The following is a 25,158-nucleotide window of genomic DNA, read 5'->3' as shown; positions in this document are numbered from 1 at the left end:
CTTCGCCCGTTCAGCTAAAGCTTCGGGTCGACCTATCGGTCTCGAGTGGCAATAATACTAAAAAAAAACCTCAATTTGATGACCAAATTGAGGTTTTAATCTATAATAAAATTATTTTATTTTCCTTTTAACCAGGCGTTGTTCAATTGCTCTTTGGAAGGATCAGTAACTCCGTAGCCTTCAACTTCTTCTGTAGACAATTTTACTTTTCCATTGATGATTTCTTCTTTTCCGTCTCTTCTTATTTTAACTGTTATGGCGTCATCCACTTTCCAGTTTTGACTTTCCATAATCATATCGTAAATATTGTCAAGATTGTAGTCTTTACTGTTGATGGCAAGAATGACATCACCACCTTTCAAACTTAACGCTTTCATAAAATCATTCAAGTCAGAACTTGGAATTACAATGATTTCCTTTGTTTTTCCATCAACGGTAATGTAAGGCGTCGATTGATCTTTCAGAAACGGATTCATAGGAATACTCACTTTTGATTTACCTACACCTACTTTAGCAAAATAAGTGTCATATGGAATCGGTGTTGGGCCGGCAACGTAAGTTGTCAAAAATTCACCAACTTCAGGATAAGTCAAAGAAGTGATCTTAGCAAAAAGTTCCTCATCATTAAATGGTTTATTAGGACCATATTCCTTTGATAATTTTTGCATCAAATCTAAAATACCTGTTTGCCCGTTGCTTTTCTCACGGATGATGATATCAATGCACATTCCGATTAAAGCGCCTTTTTCGTAAACATTCAAATACTGATCTTTATAAGGCTGAACCAAAACATTGGCGCTCATTTCAGTAAACGGCATCGTATCGTTCATACTTGAAGCGTTGGTGATTTTCCCAACCATTCTTTGGTAAAACTCATCAGCATCAATTAGGCCTTGATTCACCTGGAACAGGTTGGCAAAATATTCAGTTACACCTTCATACATCCATAAATGCTTTGACATTTTAGGATTGTTATAATCAAAAAACTGAATCTCTTTTGAGTGAATGCTCAATGGTGTTACAATGTGGAAAAATTCGTGAGAAACCACGTCTTTGATTTGTTCGCCCAAAGCCGCTGCCGGCATCATTTCAGGGAAAACCACTGTGGTACAGGTGTGATGCTCTAAAGCACCAAATCCTTTTGCGTCAGCTTTCTGCATGTCAGACAAATACAAAAGAACCGTATATTTTTTGTTGTTATTGATTGGTCCCAAAAAGGCTTTCTGAGCACGCATGGTTTTCTCCAAATCAGCTAAAAGTGATTTCGCGGTATGTGTTCCATTAGCAGAATATACGCTAAACAAAATCTCCATTCCATCAACATTGAAAGTCACATAATCAGGTTTGGCATACATGATTGGGTTGTCTGTCAATTCAAAATATCTTGAGGCAATAAAATTGTCAACGGTATCACTTTTATTAACGTCAACCAAAGAAGTTGAACCAAAAAGTGTTGCCGGATGTGTTATCGTAACATTATAAGGAATCTCTAATTTGTCATCAAAATAGCCAATGAATCCGTGGTTATTCAACATAAAGTTTTTTCCTGGATCGATATTGGTCCCGGCCGGTGAAAAAATCTCATCTTTCCCGAAACCTCTTCCGGTTTCAGTGTCATAGGTATCATTTACCCAATAAGTAACTTTTGAAAGCGTTTTAGCATTGCTGATTTTCCATGAATTCTCATCGGTTTTGGTTACCGTTAATTCTTTTCCGCTTTTGTCTAAAGCTTTCAGATCAACGATTAATTTTCCGTAATTGTCTGCTGAATAAGTTCCCGGAACAGTTTTCGGTATATGGAAAACAACATCAGTTGATGTAAAAGTTGGCGGGGTAATCGTTACCATCACTTTATCGTCTACCACTTGGTTTAAATCTATGGCTACTTTCACCTGTTGGGCAGAAGCGGTAGATTTCTTTTGAGCGACAGCATTAAAATTGAATGCAGATAAAGCTACAATGGCACTTAAAATTAGTTTTTTCATTGCTGATAATTTATATTTTTCTGAATAAGTCCTCAAATGTAACTAATAGTTACACTTATTTTAACATTTTAGAATTGATTAACTAAAACCATGCCGATTAACGTTTGGAGATTTTGTTGTGGGTAATTTGTCTTTGAAGTGAACATTTGAATCTATCTATACCATTTGTTCGAAGTTTGGCGTGCTTGGTGGTTCTTCCTTGAACTCTTTGGCGCCACATTTTAAAACTCGAAGGTTTCATCTCGCGACGCATAATTTCAATTGTTTCTTGTTCTGAAATGCCAAACTGAAAAGTAATTGCTTCAAACGGCGTACGGTCTTCCCAAGCCATTTCTATGATTCTGTCGAGTTGCAGTTCTGTAAACAAGTTTGTTTTCATGAAGACAAAAATCGGCATTAAATAAAAAAACTCTTGCTGAACAAGAGTTAAAATTTTAGTCAAATTTATTTTTGATATAGTATTTTCCTTCTAAATCATCATCGAAATCGTCAATGATCGGTTTTGGCTTTGGCTTACTTCCGGTCGCTTTCTTTTTCCAAAGCTCAAAATTATCTTTCGATAAACGTTTTCTCATTAATTCGGTTACTTCATTTTCGGTAAGTCCAAATTCTTCTTTTATTACTTCAAAAGGTTTTCTTTCCTCCTGAGCCATACTGACAACTCTTTCAATTTGTTCGTTGTCAAAGTCTGCAAGCTTACTTTTTTTCATTTCTGTAAAAGCATTATTTAAAAATAGATTTCAACTGATCAATTCGTATTTCAATATTAATAAAAAAAATAATTAGTTGGTAATTGGCTGCTTGTTTTTTTTTGAATCTTAAGAATCCGGCGAACGGTATCGCTGAAAAGGAATCGACAATAAATTCCTTAAATTATTATGCTCTTCGGGCTTCATATGGGTATCAACGCCATAAACCAGTTTCTCTCTGTCCAAAGTTTTGAAAGTCCCAAACAATCGGTCCCAAACTGAAAAAATATTGCCATAATTGCTGTCTGTATAAGGCAAAACGTAATGGTGATGGACTTTATGCATATCGGGTGAAACAATAAAATAGCTTAAGATTTTATCCAGTTTCTTTGGCAGAACAATGTTGGCATGATTGAATTGTGTTGCCACAACCGACAAAGTCTGATACATAAAAACCATCCACATCGGACAGCCAATAATCAAAACACCGGCAGTGGTGAAAATAAAACGCAATACACTTTCGCCTGGATGATGGCGATTAGCAGAAGTCGTGTCGATCCAGGTATCGGTATGATGAATCAAATGAAAACGCCACAGAAATCTGGTTTTGTGCTCTACAAGATGAGGCAGATAAGCTCCTATCAAATCCAAAAGCAGCAAACCAACGATAGCAAATAACCAAATATTCATTTCTGGCAGCCAATTCAATAAACCAAAATGATGGTCAACCGTCCATTGTGCAGCATTGACCAAAACAAAAGCCAAACAGAAGTTGACAATGATAGTTGTAACGGTAAAAAAGATATTGATTCCGGCGTGTTGCCATTTGTTATAGCCAAATCTGATAAATGGAACCGCACTTTCAATCAGCCAGAAAATAGTAATGCCACCGGCTAAAATAAGCGCCCTGTGTGAAGAAGGAATGTCCTTAAAATATAGTATGATTTCGTTCATCAAATTGTTTTTATTCAAATATAATGAAAATGGGAATTACTTGATAATGCGAAAAGTGAGATTGATTCTGGAGCCAATTGGCTTGACCGTTTTAGGAATTTGGTGTTTCCAAAAATGCTGTGTTGGGCCTTTCATAATCAGCAAACTTCCGTGTTCCAGATTGATTTTCAATTTTTGTTCTTTAATGGTATTGTGCTGCAATTGAAAGCTTCGCTCAGCTCCAAAACTCACCGAAGCAATGACCGGATTTCGGCCTAATTCTCGTTCATTATCGGCATGCCAACCGTTGCTATCTTTGCCGTCACGGTAATAGTTAAGCAAAACTGTGGTGAAATTCTCACCGCAAATCTCTTCGACTTCATTTTTAATAAACATTAATAACGGATTCCAATGGTGCGGCTGCATGACGATATTGGAATAACCATATGGTTTGCCTTCATTGCCAAAAAGTGCAGTCAATCGCGGTTGCGGATGTGTTTTTCCAAAAACAGTTATTGAATCCTGCTGCCAGGGAATATCAGCTTTTAACTTCTCCAAAAGTTCATTGGCCCGAGCAACGTCAAAGAAATTCGGATAGTATTCGATTTCGGCATCCGGAATCTTAAACGTGATTTTTTCTTTGGGAAAAAGTGAATTCATATTTCAAAAATAAAGAGAAAAGAACAAATAATTTCATTCTTTTCTCTTTACTGATTAACTTATATTGAAATTATAAATCTTCTTTTTTCTCTAAAAGTAATTTATAAATAAATCCACCAACTACTGCTCCTGCAATTGGCGCTGCCCAAAACAACCAAACCTGAGTTAATGGTTCACCTCCGGCAAAAACAGCTTGCGATAAAGAACGCGCTGGGTTTACCGAAGTATTGGTAATCGGAATACTAATTAAATGGATTAATGTCAACGCCAAACCGATAGCGACACCTGCAAATTTACCGTTGGCCAATTTGTCTGTTGCACCCAGAATTACAAGTAAAAAGAACATCGTTAGGACAAATTCTGCCGCAAAACAAGCTACCATCGAATAACCATCAGGCGAAAAAGCGCCATAACCGTTGGTGGCAAAAGCACCGGCTTTAGTATTGTCAATGACTTGGTCATATTTTCCTGAAAGGATGAACATCAAAGTTCCCGCTGCAGCAATTCCGCCCAAGCATTGCGAAATGATATAAGGCAATAACTCTTTAGCCGAAAATCTTCCACCGGCCCAAAGTCCGAAAGACACCGCCGGATTAAAATGTCCGCCCGAAATGTGACCCACAGCGTAAGCCATTGTCAAAACGGTTAATCCAAAGGCTAAAGAAACACCAGCAAATCCGATTCCCAGATTAGGAATTCCTGCGGCAAACAAAGCGCTACCACAGCCGCCAAAAACGAGCCAGTAGGTACCGAAAAATTCTGCGAATAATTTTCTCATAAGTTTAGTTTTAATGGTTAGTTAATCTATTTACTAGCTAATTTACCATTAAAAACTTATGAGCATTCACTCATTTTCAGATACTTAATAACATTTGATTGTTAACTATTTGCCTTTCTGTTTTCCAAAATTTTCTTGAAAGAACGACCGCGAATCTCGTCTAATGTCAGGCCAGTTGCCAACACTTCTTCTTCGGTAATCGCACCGCTGTTTAAGGCGCGAAGGAAGTAATTCAATAATCCCTGACCGGTTGCCGCATCATCAAATACGTCTCCGATTAGCGTAGCACGCGCCGCTTTTTCCACAAAGGTTTTCAAACGGTCAACTGCATCGTCATAACTTTCCAGGAAGAAAGCATAAACGGCAGCATAACGCATCGGGAATTGTGCCGGATTCAAATCCCAACCCTGGTAATAGCCATTCCATAAAGAATGACGAATATGATCATATCCTTTTTTCCAGGCACGGTGAACGACTTGACGGTTTTCTTCTTCCTGCTCGGGAGTCAAATCGCCTCGGTGTGGACCGATAGGCATCGTGTTCGTTGCGCCATCGCTCAACCAGATTCCGGTGTGTGCCAAAGCGACTTTGGTCATATGGTGGGCAAAATCACAAACGGGATGATCCATTTCTTGGTACTTGGCCGTGATGCTGCAACTGGCAGTATAATCATAGGTTCCAAAATGCATCGCGATACAACGACCTTGAGCCGCTTTGATGAATCTGTATAATGGATTGGTTCCGTTAATATCCATGATAGCTTGTGTAGTTTCAACCATCATTTCCATTTTCAAAATGCCTTTGGTCAAACCTAATTCTTCTTCCAAAATGGTGAAAAAATTGGCCAAAGTTTCCGGTTGTTCCGGAATCGTAACCTTTGGCAACATCACCACAAAATTCTCAGGTAATTTACCGTTAGTTTCTTTTACCAAAGTCGAAACGAAAATATCCAAGGTACGCAAACCTCTTTCTTTCATTTCTTCGGTAAAAGGTTTGATTCGGATTCCTATAAATGGCGAAAGCGTTTTGTCTGCCATTCCTTTGGCTACTTCTTTGGCAGCGCTAACCGCAGTTGCATCTTCTTCTTCATTGCTTCTGTTGCCATAACCGTCTTCAAAATCGATACGAAAATCTTCTATGGCTTCCGATTTTAATTTGGCCACCACCTTATCATAAATGCGTTTGCTGAAATCATTGCCACCGGTCAAGCCAAAAGCTTTTCCGAAAACTTCATGATTCGGTGCATAGGTTTCCAAGATTTCCAAAGCACGATGCCCTAAGGCAATCGGCGCATCCGATTTGAAAAGATTGGCTCCGCCATACAAAGTGTGTACCGGTTGGCGCTCACTTCGGTCGCCGGGATATACTTCGTTAAAAGTATTGTTTGCCTGGGATAAACTTTGGAACAATTGTTCTTTCTTATTATTAGGAATCGTCATAATTCTGATTTTTAATATCTATTCTCTTTGTTCTATATTTATTCCGCTGCGCTCCATACAATTCGGCTGCGCCTCGGGTCTATTTTCTTTTTCAGCTTCCTCTGTAAGTACTATATCCGAACGGATTGACCAACAATGGCACGTGATAATGGGTTTCATCAAAAGTGGTAAACAGTATCTCCACTTCGGGATAAAACGTTTTTAGGTTTTGTTTTTTGTAATAGCTTCCGGTGTCAAAAACCATTTTGTAGGTATTGGGTTTTAGGTTGCGTTCCTGTGGCAATAAATCGGGAATCCTGCCGTCATTATTGGTGATGCCTTGCGCAATGGTTTGCCAAATATTGTTTCGCTTCGCCTGCAATTTTATAGAGATGTTTTTTCCGGGTAAACCAACGGCTGTATCTAAAACATGTGTCGTAATTTGACTTACTTTCAGGAAACTGAAATCACCATCAGGTAACATTTTTTTAAAACGAATGATGGAAATTTTTTGCTGTTCGCCCATGGCAATATGGAGTTCTTCTTCGGGCGTGTTTTTTAATCTATCCAAAAGAATTTGTAACATTTCATCAGCTGATTTTCCGGTGGCACAAACAATAAAGATAAAACCGTTTTTGGCTTCATAATCACCATTGGCTTTCGCCAAAGCTTGGATGGTTTCTTGAGTTGCTACTGCTACTCCGGCTTGCTCTTTGCCTGCAAACTTTTCGGTCAGGCTTTTCACATCACCAATTTTCGGATGGTGTGTAAACGATTCGCGCCAATCATTTTCATTACATTCATCATACCAAATTTGAGCCGACAAATCCACCAATTGCTTTTCGGAAACAAAAGGAAAATGTTTCATCATCGAATCGGTCCATTGGGTTGAACCGCAACAGGCAAATAACTCTCTTTTGGCTGTTTCTTCGGGCAAATTATTAAAGGCTAATAAATTCATATCGTCATTATTTTAGGCTTCCGCCTTGTTCTATCCAACATCGAATCAGGTTTCGTTCTTCTTCGGTCATGTTGGTTTTATTATTCTGAGGCATTGTTTTGGTCAAAACAACCCTTTGCATAATTAAGTCTTTTTTCTTTACAATATCCTGCGGTGTGTCATACATAACGCCACTTGGAGCGACTTTATAAGTATCATCGGTTGGCGCCGACGAATGGCATTGTACGCAACGTTTCTGCACAATTTCCTGCACTTCGGTAATCGTCACTTCAGTTTTACACTCGTTCGGATTCGTACTTGGCGCCGTAATAAAACAAGCCGCCAATAAAATTACCACCGAAACCGGCAAAATCCAAACATTGAGTTGTTTCTTTTCCTTTAAATTCAGATAATGCTTTACGCCTGCCGCGCCGAGCGAAATGATGGCCAAAACCAACCACGGATATTCATAGCCAAAGGTCGATGGAAAGTGATTGCTCACCATCACAAACAACACCGGCAGTGTGAAATAGTTGTTGTGCAACGAACGCGCTAAGGCTTTTTTACCCAAACTTGGATCCAATGGAATGCCTAGTTTGGCACAACGCACCATTTCCTTTTGGCCGGGAATAATCACAAAAAATACATTCGCTACCATCAAACTTCCTATCATCGCACCAAAATGGATATAAGCCGCTCGCGCACTGAACACATGGCAATAAAACCACGCAAACGTAATCAGGAAAATAAAACCGATAATCGAAAACCAAAATTGATTTTTGATTAAGGCCGATTTACACATTTGGTCATAAATTATCCATCCAACAACAAAAGATCCGATTCCTGTTAAGATGCCTTGCGTAGCGGTAATATCCATTACATTTTTGTCAATCAGGAAAGCGGAAGCATTGAAATAATACACCACAAACAGCAAACAAAAACCCGAAAGCCAGGTAAAATAAGCTTCATATTTGAACCAATGCAAATGCTTTGGAATCGTCTTTGGTGCGATTTTGTATTTCTCCAAATAATAGAATCCACCACCGTGAACTGCCCAGAGATTTCCGGCCAATTCATCGCGGACATCTTCTGTCCTATTCAAGGCATTTTCAAGGAATACAAAGTAAAACGAAGCCCCAATCCAAGCAATTCCGAAAGTGATATGCATCAAACGGATGACAATATTGAGCCATTCCATCATATGACTTTCCAAAGGTGTGCCTTGGACCAAAATATAAGTATTGACCAAAATTCCGACAATCGCTAACAGTATTCCGGTGTAAATATAATTCTGGCTGTTGTTTTTTATTTCTTCCGTTTCTTCGGTCTCAGATTTGGTGACTTTAAGCTTCGGCATTTTATACGAAATATAGCCCAGCAGTATTAAAACACTGAAGTAAATCACATATAAAACGATTAATATAAATGTACTGATTACCACTATTTACTGATTTTACCAAAGATTCTTAATCGGCTTACGCCACCATCAGGAAAAATATTCAAACGAATATGCGTGATCGTTCCCAAAGCATTTACTTCGGAAATAAATTCATGAATATGATCAGCACTCAATTTTTGTTGGGGTAATAAAGTTTTCCAATCGGTACTATTTACAACATCGTCAGTTTCTGAAACACAAGCTTCAATCGAACAACTATCAGGATAATTGCCTTTAAAATGACAGGTATCGACTATGATTCTATCCACAATTCCTTTGTGGGCTAATTTCAAAATCACCCAATCACGATTATTAGGTGTTCTGTTTCTTTTGGTCTCCCAGCCGTCTCCCATATTGGCACCGCGATTGGGCATAATCAAATTGCTCATCGCACTAAAAAACATATCGTTGCAGGCAATCGCCTGACCGCCATTAATCGCAGCAGCCAAATCCAATTCCTGTGAAGTGGAAACCGCATCCCAGTTTTTAAAGACTTCTCCGTAAACCCGGAAACGTGCTACGCCACCATCAGGATAAATGTGCAAACGCAAATGCGTGAAAATTTCATCGCTTTCACATTCGTAGAAATTCTGCGAACCGGCATCCAAATGGGATTTTGGCAAAATCTCTTTCCATGCTAAATTCTCCCAATCGGTAATTCCTTCTGCATTGGAAATGTTGATTGCTTCAATCGAAGCATGTGGTGGATGATTCCCCAAAAAGAAATTGGTGTCAATATCAAAGCCGGTAATTTTTCCCGAAGTCGCCAATTGAATAACAGCCCAATCGTGTCCAGGCGTTCTTTTTCTGCGGCTTTCCCAGCCGTCCATCCATTTGCCACGGTCGGTATATTTGTCGGTGATGAACACACCACGCGTTGGTAAAATCAAATTCTCTTTTTCGGCAAAAAAATCATCGGTCGCATACAATACTTTTCCGCCCAGGCGTTCTGCCGCCAAGTCGGTTAGTTGGGTAAATGCCGGTGATTCCTTGACTATCTCTGTTACTTTTGCAAAAGCCATTGTCCTTTATTTTTATTTCTTATTACTTTATTTTGATACACGGTTTCGCCATTTACGATGGTTTCCGAAACAACTCCGTTTAAATTTTGCCCGATATACGGACTGATTTTATATCTGAATAATATGTTTTCTGCCTTGATTGTTTCACTTACTCCAGGATTCCAAATGACAAAATCGGCGTCTTTTCCAATTGCTATTGTTCCTTTGTTTTTCGCCTTAATAAACGCTGCGGGTTTTGAAGTCACCATTGGTATAAATTGTTCCAAAGTCACTGTGTCTCTCATCGCTGTCCAGGAACCGTTGAGCAAAAACTGAATTCCGGCAATGCCGCCCCAGGCTTTTTTCAAATTACCGCTTTCCATTTCCTTGATATTTGGCGGAGCAGGCGAATGATCGGTCGTGATAAAATCCAAAATGCCCGAAACAAAAGCTTGTTTCAATTGGTCATTGTTGGCTTTCTCCCGAATCGGTGGCGCACATTTGTAAATGCAACTCGCATCCGGAATTGCTTCGGCGTTAAAGTAAATATATTGCGTACAAGTTTCGGCTGTGATTGGTAAACCTTCTTTTTTAGCGGCTTCAATTTGGGCCAAAGCTTCCGCGGAAGCGACATGAACAATATGCACCTGGCAATGGTGTTCACGACACTTGCGAATCATCAAAGCGATGGCGTCGTTTTCCCATTTTTTTGGTCGACTGGCAAGATAATGTTGGTAACTTGTTGGATTATTTTCAAAATCACATTCGACTTCCTTATCATATAACTCACAATGTGCCAATAAAGGCAAATTGTATTTAGCAATAATCGGCATCGCTTCGTCTAAATCTTTTTCGGTTACATTCGGAAATTCGTCTATTCCGGAATGTGTCAAAAAACACTTCACTCCTACTACGCCAGCAGTCAATAATTCAGGTAAATCGGCTGTGTTTCCCGGAACCAATCCGGCATAGAAACCGACATTGACATTCATTTTTCCTTTGGTCGATTCTAATTTTTGTTGAAATGCATTCAAAGTTGTCGTCACCGGACTCGCATTCAAAGGCATGTCGATAATTGTGGTTGTTCCTCCGGCAGCTGCGGCTTGCGTAGCGGTTTCAAAACCTTCCCATTCGGTTCTCCCGGGTTCGTTAACATGAACGTGAACATCGATTACGCCGGGCATAATGACCAATTCGCCAAAATCTTCAGCGTTATCTTGTTTGTTGAAATAGATATTGGAAATCGTTCCGTTTTGAATGCGAATGGTCGCCGGTTGTAATTTTCCGTCAACCCAAACGTTTTGACTATATAGTAATCTTTCTTGCAATGTTATAAAATTATATTTTTCGCATAGGCGAACCTGCAAATATAAATTTAATTAAAAAATTTACAAGTTTTATTAAAGAATATTGATTTGAAAGTTATCCACCAATCGCAATCATACTTCTGTTCTGAGAAAACAGCTCCGGATTCTGGAATTTAAGGTCGTCATCCATGCCGGCGCGAACGGCTTTTTTGGATAACAAATTCTGTTGAATCAAAGGCAAAATGGAGTTTCCGGCGCGTAAGGTTTCCAGCAAAGACGTTTCGGAATTGGAGAACAGACAGTTCTTTAATTTCCCGTCGGCAGTTAAACGAATGCGGTTACAAGTACTGCAAAACGGATTCGTAACCGAACTAATCACGGCGAAACTGCCCAAATGGGATTTGATTTTGAAATTCTTAGCGGTATCATTTGGCGCATCTGTAAGGCGTTCAATTTCGGTGAAAGCATATTCGGATTGAATTGTTTCCATGATTTCGGCATAGGAAACCAACTTGGATTTGTCCCATTGGTTACCACTAAACGGCATGAATTCTATAAAGCGGATTTGGACATTTTTATCTCTGGTTAAGGCAATAAAATCGAGGATTTCGTCATCATTAAAACTTTTGATTAAAACCACATTCAATTTCACCTTAAAACCTTCTGACAATAGTAAATCTATGTTTTTAAAAACAGTTTCGAAGTATTTTCTTCTGGTAATTTGATTGAATTTTTCTTCCACCAAACTATCGATGCTGATGTTGATGGTTTTGATATTGGCTGCTTTGAATGTCGAAATGAAATTGGGCACCAAAATTCCATTCGTAGTTATACTTAAATCAACATTCAGTTTACCTAATTCTTCTATGATAGGTGCGGCATCTTTTCGTACCAAAGGTTCGCCGCCGGTCAATCTGATTTTGGTTACGCCATAGTCCACAAAGGTTTTGGCGATATGGATAATTTCTTCGGCAGTCATCAAATGGGATTTTGGCGTCAAAGCAATACCTTCTTCGGGCATGCAATAACTGCATCTCAGATTACAGTGTTCCGTAATCGAAATGCGCAAATAGTTGTGTTCGCGTCCAAATGAATCCTGTAAATCGAAATTATTTTCCATGGTCGAATCCGTTCAGCAATTTAAACAAATGCAACACCGATGGAAACACCGCGTCTATCGATTCCGAAGCGCCGCCAACCGATCCAGGCAAAGCCATAATCAACGTATCGCCTTTGAAACCAACGACGCTGCGTGATAACATCGCAAACGGTGTTCGTTCCTGCCCGTAAGAGCGAATCGCTTCTTCAATTCCGGGAATTCTTCTGTCCAATAACGGAATTACCGCTTCGGGTGTGACATCTTTGTGCGACAATCCGGTGCCGCCGGTTAGGATGATTAGATCGGTTTTTTTCTTGATCAGGCTTTGAATATTGGCCTGAATTTCGGTTACCCTGTCGGGAATGATATCGTATTGGGAAACGACTAAGCCCAGTTTCTCTAATTTTTCGGTGATGACTTTTCCCGAAGCGTCTTCTTTGGTTCCGGCCGAAACACTATCGGAGCAAACAATTACGGCTACATTCAGGTTGTGATTTTCTTTGGCACCAAAATCGGTTTTGCCGCCCTTTTTGTGCAGCAATTTTACCGTAGAAATTTCAACATTCTTATCAATCGGTTTGAGCATATCATACATCGTTAAAGCTACGATGGACGCGCCGTGCATGGCTTCAACCTCAACACCGGTTTTGTAAATCGTTTTGACACAGACTTCAATTTCGATAAAATCCTCAAAACATTCAAAATGGATTCCGGTATATTCAATCGGCATCGGATGACAATCGGGAATCACGCTCGCGGTGTTTTTCACGGCAAACAAACCGGCCGTTCGAGCCACTTCCAACACATCGCCTTTGGGTACTTTTTTGTCCAAAATGGCTTGTATGGTATCCGATGAACCAACCTTTACAATGGCTTGCGCCGTTGCGGTTCGGAGTGTGGTAATTTTATGGGTAATATCAACCATTTTATGTGTTTTTTTTCCAGGTATAGGTTTCGTCTTCAAAAATTTCTTTGCCAAAAACTGGTACTTTGGCTTTGATTTCTTCGACCAAAAATTCCAAAGCTTCAAAAACCACTTTTCGTCTTGGCGAAGAAACAAAAATGAACAAACAAATTTCACCTGCTTTGACCAATCCCAAACTGTGGTAAATGTGCATACAAGTTAAGTCATATTTGGCGAAAGCCGATTCTCTGATTTCATGAAAAATCTTTTCTGCCATTTCTTCGTATGCCGAATACTCAATCGCAACAACTTCTTTTCCTTCAATGATATCAGCGCGGACTTGTCCCAAAAAAATATTGTGCGCACCAATCGTCGTTTTACTTTGGTGTTTCGAAATCGAATCGCCAATAAAATCGGCCGCAATCGGTCCGTGGATAAAAGTTGTTTTTCTTGGTTTATCTGTTGTCATGGATTTCATTATGGGTTAGCTTTTGCAATGATTGAATCCCGTTGGAAAGATGATACACATTGGCAAAACCGTTTTTGATTAAATAGTCGCAGGTGAGTTTGCTTCGGTTTCCTTCCTGGCAAAACAGGATAATTTTTTGGTTTCTGTCGATACTTTTTAGAAAATCGTCCAATTGTGCCAAAGGAACATGGTTGATGTTTTGGGCTTCCATTTTTGGCTCTTCGTAAGTTTCCCTGATGTCAATCACCACATTGCTTTTTTGAGTCAATTCCACTAAAAAATCATTGGCATTGATAGAACCAACACCAATATTGAGCAGATTATTCAGAACTTCCAATCCGTTTTGGATGCCTTTTTCTTTTTCGGTTTCATTCAAAGCAAAACTGATCGCCTGGATATTGTTGTTTAAACCGTTATACAAAAGCAATTTTCCGCTTAACACTTCGCCAATGTCGAGGATAATCTTCAGTACTTCATTGGCCTGCATTACACCCAAGAGATTAGGCAAAACACCTAAAACACCGCTGTCATTGCAACTGGCCAATTGATTCAAATTTTCGCTTTCGGGAAACAAGCAACGGTAAGTTGGTCCGTTCTGGTAATTAAACACCGAAAGCTGTCCTTCAAATTTGTGAATCGACGCAGAAACCATCGGAATGTTTTTGACCAAAGCGATATCGTTTATCAAATAACGTGTCGCGTTATCATCGGTACAATCGACTATGATTTGGTAATCGGAAACCATTTCGAGCGCATTTTGGGCTTTGAAACAATCGGTATAAATCTGAATATTTACCTCAGGATTTTGCTTTGAAACCACTTCTTTGGCCACGACCGCTTTACTTTTTCCAACATCTGCTAAAGTATATAAAAACTGTCGGTGCAAATTGGTTTCTTCCACTATATCGCCATCGACAATTCCAATTGAACCAACCCCTGCAGCAGCTAAATTTTGCAAAACGGGACAACCCAAACCACCGGCGCCAATGACTAAAACTTTAGCCTTGGTGATTTTTTCCTGACCTGAAATGCCTATTTCAGCCAGCTGGATTTGCTTGTCGTATCTTTTGTTTTGCATTGTATTTTAAATTAGCCTCCGGAAAATGCCGGCAATAAGGCAATCTCATCGTTATCTTTTAGTTCCAAAGTCAAATCGGAAACCAGCGTCTGATTGACCGCAAACAAATAGTTTACTTCTTTCATATCGGCAAAGGCATCTTCCAGCGTCACTTTCAAATCATTCAAGACCGGAACTTCACCGTTAAACTCAGCCAAATCAGCATCCATACCAACAATATCGCTGATGATACCATAATATTTTATCGGACATTTGATTGCCATAACTAGATTGTATATAATTTAAAAACCGCGATTAACAAAACCATTGCCAATACATTTCGCAACGCAATAGTATTCATTTTTTTGCTACCGTAATAACCACCGACAATACCGCCAATCAAAACCACTGCAATCAATAGTGTTGATGAAACCGGTAATGTTCCGCCTTGTGACGCAAATCCGAAAAGTCCGGAAATGGAATTTACAAAGATGAATAAGGCCGAAACCGCAGCGGTTTGTTTCATCGTTGCCCAGCCTAATAATAACAGCACCGGACTCAAAATAATGCCTCCGCCAATGCCTATCAATCCGGATAAAAAACCGATTATAGCGCCAATGACTAATGCCATTGGAAGATTAATCGGCTTCAATTCCTTCTGGCCTTTGCCAAATAAACCCAGTAATCTGGCTACGGCAAAAAGCAAAACCGTTCCCAAAATTATTTTGTACCAATGGGTTTCTATGTTGACCATGCCTCCCAAAAAAGAAAACGGAATCGAGGTTATTGCAAACGGATAAAAAAATTTCCAATTGAATTCTTTTTGGCGGTAATAAAAGTAAAATGAAATGCCAGAAACCAATATATTCAACACTAATGCTGTCGGCTTCATAAACGTCACCGGAAAGGCAAACAAGCTCATCAAAGCCAAATAACCACTCGCACCGCCATGACCAACGCTCGCATACAAAAATGCAACGACCGCCAGTAAAACCAGTAATAAAGGAGAATTTAGTATTTCGCTGACGAACATGATTTTGAAAAATTAAGTACTGTAAATATACTAAATACTGTAGACAAGAACTTTATCATTTTGCTGAACTTCGTATTTTCCTTCGGGCAAATAAACCAAAGCATTAGCTTCGGCAAAAGTGTTCAGCATCGCCGAGTCCTGATGCGACAATATTGTAACTTCTTCATTGGAAACCAATGCCTTTAAAAACTGTGCTCTCGGATTATCGACTACAAAATTATGGGCTATTTTTTTCTCAACAGTTGAAACATACGACACTGAAATTCCTGAATATCGCTGCAATGTTGGCAACACATAAATATAAAAACAAGTCAGGCTCGCTGCCGGATTTCCCGGTAAGGCAAAAATGATTTTGTCTCCTTTTTTTCCAGCGAATAAAGGTTTTCCCGGTTTTTGGTTGACTTTGTAAAACAAGGTTTCCACTTCCAAACTATCCAAGGCTTTACCCACATAATCATAATCACCCACAGAAATGCCGCCCGAAACTAAGACAATATCATTTTCATCAATCGCTTGCTCTAAAGTGACTTTCGTGCTTTCTAAATCGTCTTTTACCTGATAGGTTTTAATCTTATCAAAATGCGCATTCAGCAAAGCGGTTTGCAGCATAATGGTATTACTGTTGTAGACTTTTCCATCCGGTAAAGGATTTCCAATTTCGATTAATTCATTTCCCGTTACAACTATCGCAACACTTGGCTTTTGAAACACTTTTACCTTGTCAAAACCCAAACCGGCTAAGAAACCGATGGCAGCTGTGTTGAGCAAAGTGTCTTTGGCTAAAGCAATATCATTTGCAGCAATTTGTGCGCCTTTTTGACGGACATTCGCTTCGGGTTTTATGTTTTCCTGAAGGTTCAACTTCAAATTTTCAACTGCAACTTTTTCAATTTGGATTACCGCTTGCGCAGAATTTGGAACCGCCGCACCAGTAAAAATCTTAACCGCTTGTCCGGGTTGAAGTTGATTTGTAAAAATATCTCCAGCTTTGACTTCGCCTACGATTTCATATTCTAAACTTTCGTGTAAACACAAAGCAAATCCATCCATCGTTGCCTGGCGAAACGGTGGCATACTGATGGGTGACAACAAAGTTTCCGCCAATACATGATTGCGGGCATCCAATAACGGAAGTTCAACTACTCTTTTGTAATAATTGAGGCTTTCCAAAATGGAAAATGCTTCGCTAATGGTTCTCATCGGTTTTGGTTTCTGATTTGGATTAATTGTGCCGCAATGCTGATGGCGATTTCCTGCGTGGTTTCGCTTTTGATGTCAATACCTATTGGTGCGTGAACTTTGGCCATTTGTTCTTTATCAAAACCATCGGCTTCTAGGTTTTTGAATAAGGTTTCTGTTTTGGCTACACTGCCCAACATTCCGATATATTTGAAATTTTTATCCAACAAACGTCGGATAATAATATCATCGGTTCGGTAACCAAAAGACATGATGACTATGTAAATATCATCGCCTTCGGGTATGTGATTTTCAATCGTCTCAAAATCGACTACCTGTTTGGTTTGCACAAAATCATTGGCTTCCATCGTATTCAGATTCTCACGATCATCGAGTAAATGGAGTTCGAAATCGAGTTTGGACAAGGTTTCACTCAGTGCCAAACCAACATGTCCGCCACCAATGATATAGACTTTTTGTGTCAATACATTTTTCTCTTTGAAAAGCCATTCGGTCGTTTCGGTTATTTCTTCATTTACTGTAATTCCCAAATTGGAATAGGCAATCCAACTGTTTTCTTCTAAAATGATTTGGGCTACCGTTGGAATAAAATCAACATTGATATCATAAAAAGCAATCGTCTGTTGCCCGGAACAAATCATTCCCGATTGGTCTTTGGGCGCTGATTTGTCATGGATTTGGTGTTTGATAAATGGCTCAAATTGAGGCTTGTCCAAAAGATTTTCGGCAAATTCAACCAACTTGTGTTCCATGATGCCGCCGCCGATGGTTCCGTACATATGTTTTTGAGTCACCAGCATTTTAAAGCCTTTTCGTCCCGGACTGCTGCCTTCATTGGCAATCACAACCATCAGGACCAATCTGGATTCGTCTTTTAGTATCGTTAAAAGCTTTTTATAGAAATCGATAACCATAATTGGAAAACTCTTTTGATTTAGATGCCAACGCGCCATCTGGCCTGTTCGCTAAAAATATCCACCGGATATTTTCTTAACGCTCCATCCTATACAAGTCCATCAATACTTTTTCCGGCGTATAAGGTGCATTCACAGCCAGATCTGCATCAGGATTAAATGCTTTCACCGCGTTGCGAATGGCAAAATACGCACCGATACCATACATCAATGGTGGTTCGCCCACGGCTTTTGATTTTTTAATGGCGAGTTCATGACCTTCGGTTTCCAAATGTTGCACGTTGATTACCTTTGGCACCGAATAAATATCAGGTACTTTATAGGTCGATAGCGCATTCGAAACCAATCTCCCCTGATCGTTATAAATGATTTCTTCCAATGTCATCCAACCGATTCCCTGCACCAAACCACCTTCAATCTGACCGTTGTCGATGTCCTTATTCATGCTTTTTCCGAAATCGTGCACAATGTTAATCGCGTCAAATTCATAAGTTCCTTTCAAACAATCAACGGTTACTTCGTGAATCGATGTTCCGTAAACGTGATACGCAAACGGATGTCCTTTTTCTTTGGTTTTATCGTAATGAATCGTTGGTGTTGCGTAATGCGCATTTTCTGAAAGCGCAACCCTTTGGGTAAATGCACGAAGGATCAAATCTTTCCAGGAGATTTCTGTTTTAGTTTCATTGGCATAGACCATTTCGTCTTTGAGTTCGATAATTTGGTCAGTATATTCTTTTTGCGCGACTGCTTTTAATCGTTCCAACAAAGCGTTACAAGCCATTTGCAAAGCTTTCCCGTTAAGGTCAGCTCCGGCACTGGCGGCTGTTGGTGATGTATTGGCCACGCGTAATGTATTCGTAGATTCAATCCGGACTTTATTGGCATTAATTCCAAAGGTTTCGACTACAATCTGGAGCATTTTGGTATTAACCCCTTGTCCCATTTCAACTGCGCCAGTGCTCACCACAACACTTCCATCGTGGTAAATGTGTACCAAAGCGCGGGCGTGGTTCATCATCGTATTGGTAAACGAAATCCCGAAACAAATCGGTTGGATGGCCAAACCTTTTTTGAATCTGCTATTTTTCGAATTAAATTCTGCTACTCTTTGTTTTTGGCTTTCATAATCGTAGCTTTTCATACAGCTTTCCCATGCATTGGTTGCTTCAACCTGAGTCAGAATCTGCCCATATGACAACTCATCGCCTTCTTTGACCAAATTGGCCTTTTGTATAACTGCCGGAGAAATACCTAAAGTTTCTGCAGCTTTAACTATCGCTGCTTCGATAGCGAATTTTCCTTGCGGTCCGCCAAATCCGCGAAATGCGGTGTTTGGAGGTAAGTTGGTTTTACAGCTGTATGCCGTTGCAATCACATTCGGTACAAAATAAGAGTTGGTCGAATGGAACAATGTTCTTTCCATTACTGCAGGTGATAAATCGGCTGCAGCTCCGGCATTTTGATAATGTGTTACTTCGTAAGCGAGTATTTTTAAATCTTTGGTTAACCCAATTTTAAAATCGGCTGAATACGGATGACGTTTTCCTGTCATGCGCATATCGTCCATGCGGTGCATTGACATTTTCACCGGTTTGTGCAGAATTTGCGTTGCCAAAGCGACCATCACAGCCCAAGGTGTTGCTTGGTCTTCTTTTCCACCAAAACCACCGCCTAAACGAACGGTATCTATTTCAATTTTGTGCATCGGAATGCCCAAAACCTGAGCGACCATTCTTTGCACGGCTGTTGGTCCCTGTGTTGAGGATGATATGATAATGCTACCGTCTTCTTTTGGTCGGGCGTAAGCGCCTTGTGTTTCTATGTATAAATGTTCCTGTCCGTTGACGTCGCTTCGCCCTTCGATAATGTGATCGCATTGTGACCAGGCTTCAGCAGTATTGCCGAGTTTGAAACTTCGCGGTGGCATGATTAATTTACCTTTAGCTTGTGCTTCTCTCGGGTCAACAATAACGGGTAATTCTTCGTAATCGACTTTGATTAATTTGGCCGCCATTCGGCAATCGTGTTCGGATTGACCAACGATTAAAGCAATGACTTGTCCGCGGAAATGAACTTCGTCTTCGGCAAATAACGGTTCGTCGGGAATGATGCCTCCGATTTGGTTTAAACCCGGAACATCTTTGGCCGTTAAAATGGTAACGATTCCATGACTTTTTAAAGCACTTTCCAAATCAAGATTTTTGATTTTGGCATGAGCCACAGTCGCGTCAAACGGCAAGGCATACAACGTTCCTTGTATTTCCTGGATATCATCTAAGTAGATTGACTTTCCTTTTACGTGGTTATGAGCGTCTATATTAATCATACTAAATCGTCCATTTTAAAGGTTTCCGGAAACAGTGTGATGAAATGCGCAAAGAACAATTGGCGCGCCAATAATCTTTTGTAAGCTTCGGTGCCACGGGCATCACTTATTGGTGATAATTCGGTTTGCAGAATGGCTTCGGCTTCTTTTACAGTAGCCAAATTCAATTCTTTTCCAACCAAAAAGGCAGTTGTTTTTGCTAAATATTTCGGAATCGGTCCAACGCCACCAATGGATACTTGTGCATCACTGATTGCATTTTCATTAGTAGAAATAGTAATGGCGGTATTCACGCTGGCAATGTCTAAATACTGTCGTTTACAGACTTTTTCGAAGTTGAATTTGGTTCCGTTATTTGGTACTTCAAAAGTGATTTCAGTGATAATTTCGCCTTCTTTCTTATCCAAGGTTTTATAGCCTAAATAAAAATCTTTCAGCATTACTTTGCGACTTACATTCTCTTTGTTAGATAATGTTAATTCGGCTTTCATAGCCAAGAGAATAATTGTAAAATCCCCAATTGGTGAACCGTTGGCAATGTTTCCGGCTATCGTAGCGATGTTACGGATTGGTGTTGAAGACAATAATTTTAGGTAATGGTACCAATTCGGAATGGCATTCAACAAGGTTTCGTTCTCCATCAAATCGGTAACAGTTGCTGAAGATTTCAGCGTGCAAATGTTTCCGTTGAAGGTAATGCCGTTGAGTGCTGCCTTGTCGAATAAATAATCCAAATCATATTCGTGCAACTCATCATGTTTTTGCACATACAAATCGGTTCCGCCGCCAATTGGTACTTGGCCATTGGAATTGTATTCTTTGCTTTGGATAGCCTTAATTTTTTCAGGTACTTCCAAAAAATATTCAGGTACAAATTCATTGGCCACCAACCAAGACAAAGGATTTTGCTGGTCTTTCTTTTCTAATTTCTCTGTCAGGTTGGCGGCAGCTCTTTCAATCGATTTATAACCGGTGCAGCGACAAATATTGCCATCAATGGCACTAATGGCATTTTCAACTGTCGCTTCCGAACAAGTCAACGCATAGCCACTCATCGAATTGACAAAACCCGGCGTACAGAAACCACATTGTGTTCCCGAACAATCGACCATTGCTTGTTGCGCCTGGTTGAGTTTATCCGGAAGATTGGTTCCTTCAACGGTTACGATGTGTTTTCCATGGGCATTGGGTAACGGCGTCAGGCAAGAAGTGGCGCTGATGTATTCCATTTTGCCGTCTTTGAGCGAACCGATTAAAACCGTACAAGCACCACAATCGCCTTCGCGACAACCGATTTTGGTCCCGCGCAGGTTTTCATCATAACGGATGAAATCCAAAAGCGTAGTACTTGCCGGTTTGTCGGTCGTGATGAGTCTTTGATTTAAGAGAAATTGAATCATGAGCCGATTTTAGTATTCTATTTTAGCCACACTTTTTGACCACAATTGGAAAGCTTCCAACGCTTCTGCACGCATCATTTGCTCTGTTTGCAGCTTTCGGTTTTGATAAGGCAATTCTAATTCTTCGTAGATAAATTGGTCATCAAATTGGATATCGGCTGCATCTTTTTTGGTATTGGCGAAATACATTTTATCGGGTCTTGCCCAATAAATCGCACCCAAACACATCGGACAAGGTTCGCAACTCGTATAGATTTCGCAACCATCCAATTGGAAAGTACCCAGCTCCTTGCAGGCATTTCGGATGGCTACTACTTCAGCATGTGCCGTTGGATCATTGGTAGAAGTTACACCATTAGCTCCTCGGGCAATAATTTTACCGTCTTTGACGATTACCGCACCAAAAGGCCCGCCTTTTCCCGATTTTACATTCTCGATAGACAGGTTGATAGCCTCTTGCATAAATTCACTTTGTTTTGTCGTACACATAAACTTTAATTTTTAAATTGTTATTCGGGGCGAATTCCAACTGCCTTTCAATTTTTGACAGCTTATAAAGATACAAATAGAAATGACTTAGCGACAAATTTTTTGAAACATTGACGCCCATAAAAACAAAAAACCACCACTTTTCAGTGATGGTTTTGTTATTGAGCCGGCAGAGGGACTCGAACCCACGACCTGCTGATTACAAATCAGCTGCTCTAGCCAACTGAGCTATGCTGGCGTCTCAATGTGAGTGCAAATATATACGTGAAATTTAATTCTCCAAAATATTTTTACACTTTTTTATTGTTTTTTACTATTGCAAAGCGTTGATTTTTTCAACCAATTGATTAGCAACTTGTTCTAATTCTGAGTTGATTTGTTTGAAATGTGCCTTTTTATTTTCCACTTTCTTTGCGTTCACTTTGGTGATCAAACCGTCAAAAGACGCAATCGCTTCATCAATGATAGCGTTTGTTTTGTCAGATGGTTTTCCTGAAGTTGTCATCTCATAGATGTAAACTGCTTCAATGATATCTCCTAAAACAAAATTGATGTCTTTCTTTAAATTTTTAACACTTCCCATTTTCTTGTAAATTTTAAATTTGGCGCAAAATTACACTAAATCTTTAGAATACAAACTACGAAATATAAATTTCTAGTATAGAAGCCTGACCATTCAATTGAAAATCAGTCATCGAACCCGGAATCAAAACTGTATCGCCTTTTTGATATGGATAAGTTTTTCCGTCATGAATCAATTCGAAGTGATCATCCACACACATATAAACGGTGAAGGATTCTTGATTTTTTTGGACTTTCAGGTTTCCGTTGAGCGGAATAAAATTGGTTGTAAAGTATTGACAATTGACTATTTCATTAGAAACATTCTCTGTTTTTGAATATTTACGTTCGGCTTCAACCGTATTGTAATTGATGGCTTCCAAAGCCAAATCGTTGTGCAGTTCACGCTTATTCCCATTGGCATCTATCCTATCAAAGTCATAAACACGATAAGTAATATCAGAAGTTTGCTGGATTTCGGCGATGACATTTCCAGCACCAATGGCGTGAATCGTTCCGGTGGCCAGGAAGAAAACATCCCCTTTCTGCACTTTTTTGGTATCCAGAATGTCAAGCAATTTTTTATCATTCAGATGCTGAATGTATTCCTCAGGAGAAGATTTTGCTTTGAAGCCTACAATCAATCGGGCATCCGCATCGGCCTGCATCACATACCACATTTCGGTTTTGCCAAAAGAATTGTGGTGTTTTTTGGCCAATTCATCATTCGGGTGCAACTGAATCGACAAATCTTCTCGGGCATCCAAATATTTGAAAAGCAACGGGAACTGTTTGCCAAAAGCCTGATAAACTTTGGTTCCCAAAATTTCTGCCGGAAACTCCGTTATCAATTCATTCAATGATTTTCCTTTGAAATCGCCATTGCAAACAATACTGACATCATTTTCAACAGTAGAAATTTCCCAGCTTTCACCGGTAATTTCTGAAGTGATTGGCTTATTCAAATAGGTTTTCAACTTGGTTCCGCCCCAAATTCTTTCTTTTAAAATCGGCTCAAATTGTAGCGGATATAAGGTCATTTTTAAAATTTTGGTAAAATTATAGTGTTTTGAGCATTTCGAGTGCTTTTTCAATGTGAATTTTGCCCGAAGTACTGTCAAAAATCAGTTGGACAACACCATTCTTATCTGTTACATAAGTTGTGCGGCCGGGAATTAAACCCAAATAATCATTAGGAACTCCAAATAGTTTTCGTAGTTTTTTATTATCGTCTGAAAGCAAAATAAAAGGTAAATGATGATTGGCGGTAAACTTCTGGTGTGATTTTACCGAATCACTGCTGATGCCGATAACTTCTGCGCCAAGCGCTTTGAAATCTTCATATTGGTCGCGGAAAGAACAAGCCTGTTCGGTACAAACCCGCGTTTCATTTTTGGGATAAAAATAAATCACCAAAAATTTTCCGGTGTAATCCTGACTATCAAAAGCGTTGCCTTTACTATCGGTTGATGTAAAATGCGGAATTTTATCACCAACTTCCATTATTCGCCTTTATAGGTTACAAAATTTCGGGGCGTTTCATATAAAACCACTTCCAAATCTTTATTACCGCTAATGTGTGGACGAAGTTTATTCCAAATCACAACAGCTATATTTTCGGCGGTTGGGTTCAAATCGGCAAACTCCGGAACATCAAGGTTTAGGTTTTTATGATCAAAAGCGTATTCGATATGCTCCTTAATCAAATCAGCTAAAACTTTAGTATCAATAACATAACCGGTTTCGGGATCAATTTCTCCGGTAACCGAAACAGTTAGCTCATAATTGTGTCCGTGAAAATTGGGATTATTGCACTTGCCAAAAACAGCTTCATTTTTTTCCATAGACCAATCTTTACGATACAATCGGTGGGCTGAATTGAAATGTGCCTTACGGGAAACGGTGACTCTCATAGTTATAGTTTGTGGTCTTCTAAATAATGGTAAAACTCATCAAAGATGATTTTGAACCAAACCGTATAGATATTCGGATTTTTGAGCATATCGGTTTTAACGTCTTCAATTTTCATCCATTTCCAGCTTTCCACTTCTTCGGGATTGATTTGTGGTTCGTCATTATAATACCCAATCATCACATGGTCGAGTTCGTGCTCTGTCAAGCCATTGTCAAACGGTGCTTTGTAGATAAAATGAAACAGTTCTTTCAACTCTGTCCTGATGCCCATTTCTTCGTACAAACGACGCGTTCCGGCTTCAATATTGGTTTCGCCTTCACGTTGGTGACTGCAACAGGTGTTGGTCCACAATAACGGTGAATGGTATTTGTGGTGCGCACGTTGCTGTAACATGATTTCGTTGTTACTGTTCAACACAAAAACCGAAAAAGCCCGGTGTAAAACAGCCTTTTCGTGTGCTTCCAGTTTGTTCATTAACCCAATGGGTTCATCTTGCGGATTGACCAAGATTACTTTCTCTTCGACCATAGCTTCTAATAATCCTTCAAAAATACGAAAAAAAATCAGCCTTAATAATCAAGCCACTCGAACAACCGTTAAACTTTCCTTAAATCGTTGCAATTTGTAATCTACAAGACA

27 protein-coding genes and 1 tRNA gene are annotated in these 25,158 nt (G+C 39.6%); all 28 read right to left on the bottom strand.

Annotated features, from left to right (window positions below; genetic code table 11):
* Positions 1-116: 116 nt before the first annotated feature.
* Positions 117-1,985: a M61 family metallopeptidase gene (locus P1K33_RS05510; protein ID WP_284651894.1), complete on the bottom strand. Its 1,869-nt coding sequence runs from the start codon at positions 1,983-1,985 to the stop codon at positions 117-119.
* A 97-nt stretch (positions 1,986-2,082) separates the two neighbouring features.
* The gene (locus P1K33_RS05505; protein ID WP_284651893.1) at positions 2,083-2,364 is read right to left on the bottom strand and encodes a TIGR03643 family protein; all 282 of its coding nucleotides are present in this window, start codon (positions 2,362-2,364) and stop codon (positions 2,083-2,085) included.
* 55 nt (positions 2,365-2,419) lie between these two features.
* Positions 2,420-2,695, bottom strand: a complete 276-nt coding sequence (locus P1K33_RS05500) for a TIGR03643 family protein (protein WP_284651892.1) — start codon at positions 2,693-2,695, stop codon at positions 2,420-2,422.
* Between the two features lie 108 nt (positions 2,696-2,803).
* Positions 2,804-3,628: a sterol desaturase family protein gene (locus tag P1K33_RS05495; RefSeq protein WP_284651891.1), complete on the bottom strand. Its 825-nt coding sequence runs from the start codon at positions 3,626-3,628 to the stop codon at positions 2,804-2,806.
* A 36-nt stretch (positions 3,629-3,664) separates the two neighbouring features.
* Positions 3,665-4,267 carry an alpha-ketoglutarate-dependent dioxygenase AlkB family protein gene (locus P1K33_RS05490; RefSeq protein ID WP_284651890.1) on the bottom strand — a complete coding sequence of 201 codons (603 nt, stop codon included), beginning with the start codon at positions 4,265-4,267 and terminating at the stop codon, positions 3,665-3,667.
* A 70-nt stretch (positions 4,268-4,337) separates the two neighbouring features.
* Positions 4,338-5,045 (bottom strand): aquaporin Z, encoded by a 708-nt coding sequence (gene aqpZ / locus P1K33_RS05485; RefSeq protein WP_284651889.1) that lies wholly within the window; start codon positions 5,043-5,045, stop codon positions 4,338-4,340.
* A 101-nt stretch (positions 5,046-5,146) separates the two neighbouring features.
* Complete coding sequence (locus tag P1K33_RS05480; protein ID WP_284651888.1) at positions 5,147-6,484, bottom strand: DUF6986 family protein; 1,338 nt, start codon at positions 6,482-6,484, stop codon at positions 5,147-5,149.
* A gap of 91 nt (positions 6,485-6,575) precedes the next feature.
* Entirely contained in the window at positions 6,576-7,424 is an 849-nt protein-coding gene (gene uraD, locus P1K33_RS05475) for a 2-oxo-4-hydroxy-4-carboxy-5-ureidoimidazoline decarboxylase (protein ID WP_284651887.1), read from the bottom strand.
* A 7-nt stretch (positions 7,425-7,431) separates the two neighbouring features.
* Positions 7,432-8,760, bottom strand: a complete 1,329-nt coding sequence (locus P1K33_RS05470; protein WP_284651886.1) for a urate hydroxylase PuuD — start codon at positions 8,758-8,760, stop codon at positions 7,432-7,434.
* Positions 8,761-8,843: 83 nt separating this feature from the next.
* The gene (alc, locus tag P1K33_RS05465; protein ID WP_284651885.1) at positions 8,844-9,863 is read right to left on the bottom strand and encodes an allantoicase; all 1,020 of its coding nucleotides are present in this window, start codon (positions 9,861-9,863) and stop codon (positions 8,844-8,846) included.
* Positions 9,845-11,170 carry an allantoinase AllB gene (gene allB / locus P1K33_RS05460; protein WP_284651884.1) on the bottom strand — a complete coding sequence of 442 codons (1,326 nt, stop codon included), beginning with the start codon at positions 11,168-11,170 and terminating at the stop codon, positions 9,845-9,847. The genes alc and allB overlap by 19 nt, the downstream gene beginning before the upstream one ends.
* 94 nt (positions 11,171-11,264) lie before the next feature.
* Positions 11,265-12,269 (bottom strand): GTP 3',8-cyclase MoaA, encoded by a 1,005-nt coding sequence (moaA, locus tag P1K33_RS05455; protein ID WP_284651883.1) that lies wholly within the window; start codon positions 12,267-12,269, stop codon positions 11,265-11,267.
* On the bottom strand, positions 12,259-13,173 hold the full coding sequence (gene moaCB, locus P1K33_RS05450; protein WP_284651882.1) for a bifunctional molybdenum cofactor biosynthesis protein MoaC/MoaB: 915 nt from the start codon (positions 13,171-13,173) through the stop codon (positions 12,259-12,261). The genes moaA and moaCB overlap by 11 nt, the downstream gene beginning before the upstream one ends.
* Before the next feature lies 1 nt (position 13,174).
* Positions 13,175-13,621 (bottom strand): molybdenum cofactor biosynthesis protein MoaE, encoded by a 447-nt coding sequence (locus P1K33_RS05445; protein ID WP_284651881.1) that lies wholly within the window; start codon positions 13,619-13,621, stop codon positions 13,175-13,177.
* Complete coding sequence (locus tag P1K33_RS05440; RefSeq protein ID WP_284651880.1) at positions 13,608-14,699, bottom strand: HesA/MoeB/ThiF family protein; 1,092 nt, start codon at positions 14,697-14,699, stop codon at positions 13,608-13,610. Before P1K33_RS05440 ends, P1K33_RS05445 begins: the two co-directional genes overlap by 14 nt.
* A gap of 11 nt (positions 14,700-14,710) precedes the next feature.
* Positions 14,711-14,962, bottom strand: a complete 252-nt coding sequence (locus P1K33_RS05435; RefSeq protein ID WP_284651879.1) for a MoaD/ThiS family protein — start codon at positions 14,960-14,962, stop codon at positions 14,711-14,713.
* Between the two features lie 2 nt (positions 14,963-14,964).
* The gene (locus tag P1K33_RS05430; RefSeq protein ID WP_284651878.1) at positions 14,965-15,711 is read right to left on the bottom strand and encodes a sulfite exporter TauE/SafE family protein; all 747 of its coding nucleotides are present in this window, start codon (positions 15,709-15,711) and stop codon (positions 14,965-14,967) included.
* A gap of 30 nt (positions 15,712-15,741) precedes the next feature.
* Positions 15,742-16,911, bottom strand: coding sequence for a molybdopterin molybdotransferase MoeA (locus P1K33_RS05425; RefSeq protein ID WP_284651877.1), 1,170 nt, complete (start codon positions 16,909-16,911; stop codon positions 15,742-15,744).
* Positions 16,908-17,825 carry an XdhC family protein gene (locus tag P1K33_RS05420; RefSeq protein WP_284651876.1) on the bottom strand — a complete coding sequence of 306 codons (918 nt, stop codon included), beginning with the start codon at positions 17,823-17,825 and terminating at the stop codon, positions 16,908-16,910. Before P1K33_RS05420 ends, P1K33_RS05425 begins: the two co-directional genes overlap by 4 nt.
* Positions 17,826-17,901: 76 nt before the next feature.
* Entirely contained in the window at positions 17,902-20,154 is a 2,253-nt protein-coding gene (locus P1K33_RS05415) for a xanthine dehydrogenase molybdopterin binding subunit (RefSeq protein ID WP_284651875.1), read from the bottom strand.
* Positions 20,151-21,554, bottom strand: coding sequence for an FAD binding domain-containing protein (locus tag P1K33_RS05410; protein ID WP_284651874.1), 1,404 nt, complete (start codon positions 21,552-21,554; stop codon positions 20,151-20,153). The genes P1K33_RS05415 and P1K33_RS05410 overlap by 4 nt, the downstream gene beginning before the upstream one ends.
* Positions 21,555-21,563: 9 nt before the next feature.
* Positions 21,564-22,043, bottom strand: a complete 480-nt coding sequence (locus tag P1K33_RS05405; RefSeq protein ID WP_284651873.1) for a nucleoside deaminase — start codon at positions 22,041-22,043, stop codon at positions 21,564-21,566.
* Between the two features lie 164 nt (positions 22,044-22,207).
* Positions 22,208-22,281: transfer RNA gene (locus P1K33_RS05400), tRNA-Thr, on the bottom strand.
* Positions 22,282-22,356: 75 nt separating this feature from the next.
* On the bottom strand, positions 22,357-22,626 hold the full coding sequence (locus P1K33_RS05395) for a hypothetical protein (RefSeq protein WP_284651872.1): 270 nt from the start codon (positions 22,624-22,626) through the stop codon (positions 22,357-22,359).
* A gap of 55 nt (positions 22,627-22,681) precedes the next feature.
* Positions 22,682-23,644, bottom strand: a complete 963-nt coding sequence (locus P1K33_RS05390; RefSeq protein WP_284651871.1) for a type I phosphomannose isomerase catalytic subunit — start codon at positions 23,642-23,644, stop codon at positions 22,682-22,684.
* A 19-nt stretch (positions 23,645-23,663) separates the two neighbouring features.
* Entirely contained in the window at positions 23,664-24,107 is a 444-nt protein-coding gene (locus P1K33_RS05385; protein WP_284651870.1) for a peroxiredoxin, read from the bottom strand.
* On the bottom strand, positions 24,107-24,517 hold the full coding sequence (locus P1K33_RS05380) for a 6-pyruvoyl trahydropterin synthase family protein (RefSeq protein WP_284651869.1): 411 nt from the start codon (positions 24,515-24,517) through the stop codon (positions 24,107-24,109). Before P1K33_RS05380 ends, P1K33_RS05385 begins: the two co-directional genes overlap by 1 nt.
* Positions 24,518-24,519: 2 nt before the next feature.
* Complete coding sequence (gene idi, locus P1K33_RS05375; protein ID WP_284651868.1) at positions 24,520-25,047, bottom strand: isopentenyl-diphosphate Delta-isomerase; 528 nt, start codon at positions 25,045-25,047, stop codon at positions 24,520-24,522.
* Between the last annotated feature and the right edge of the window lie 111 nt (positions 25,048-25,158).

Origin of the sequence: Flavobacterium terrisoli, from assembly GCF_030167905.1 — a bacterium.
Classification (GTDB): domain Bacteria; phylum Bacteroidota; class Bacteroidia; order Flavobacteriales; family Flavobacteriaceae; genus Flavobacterium; species Flavobacterium terrisoli.
Note: the sequence above shows the minus strand (reverse complement) of the source record. Positions and strands in the feature narration are given on the sequence as shown.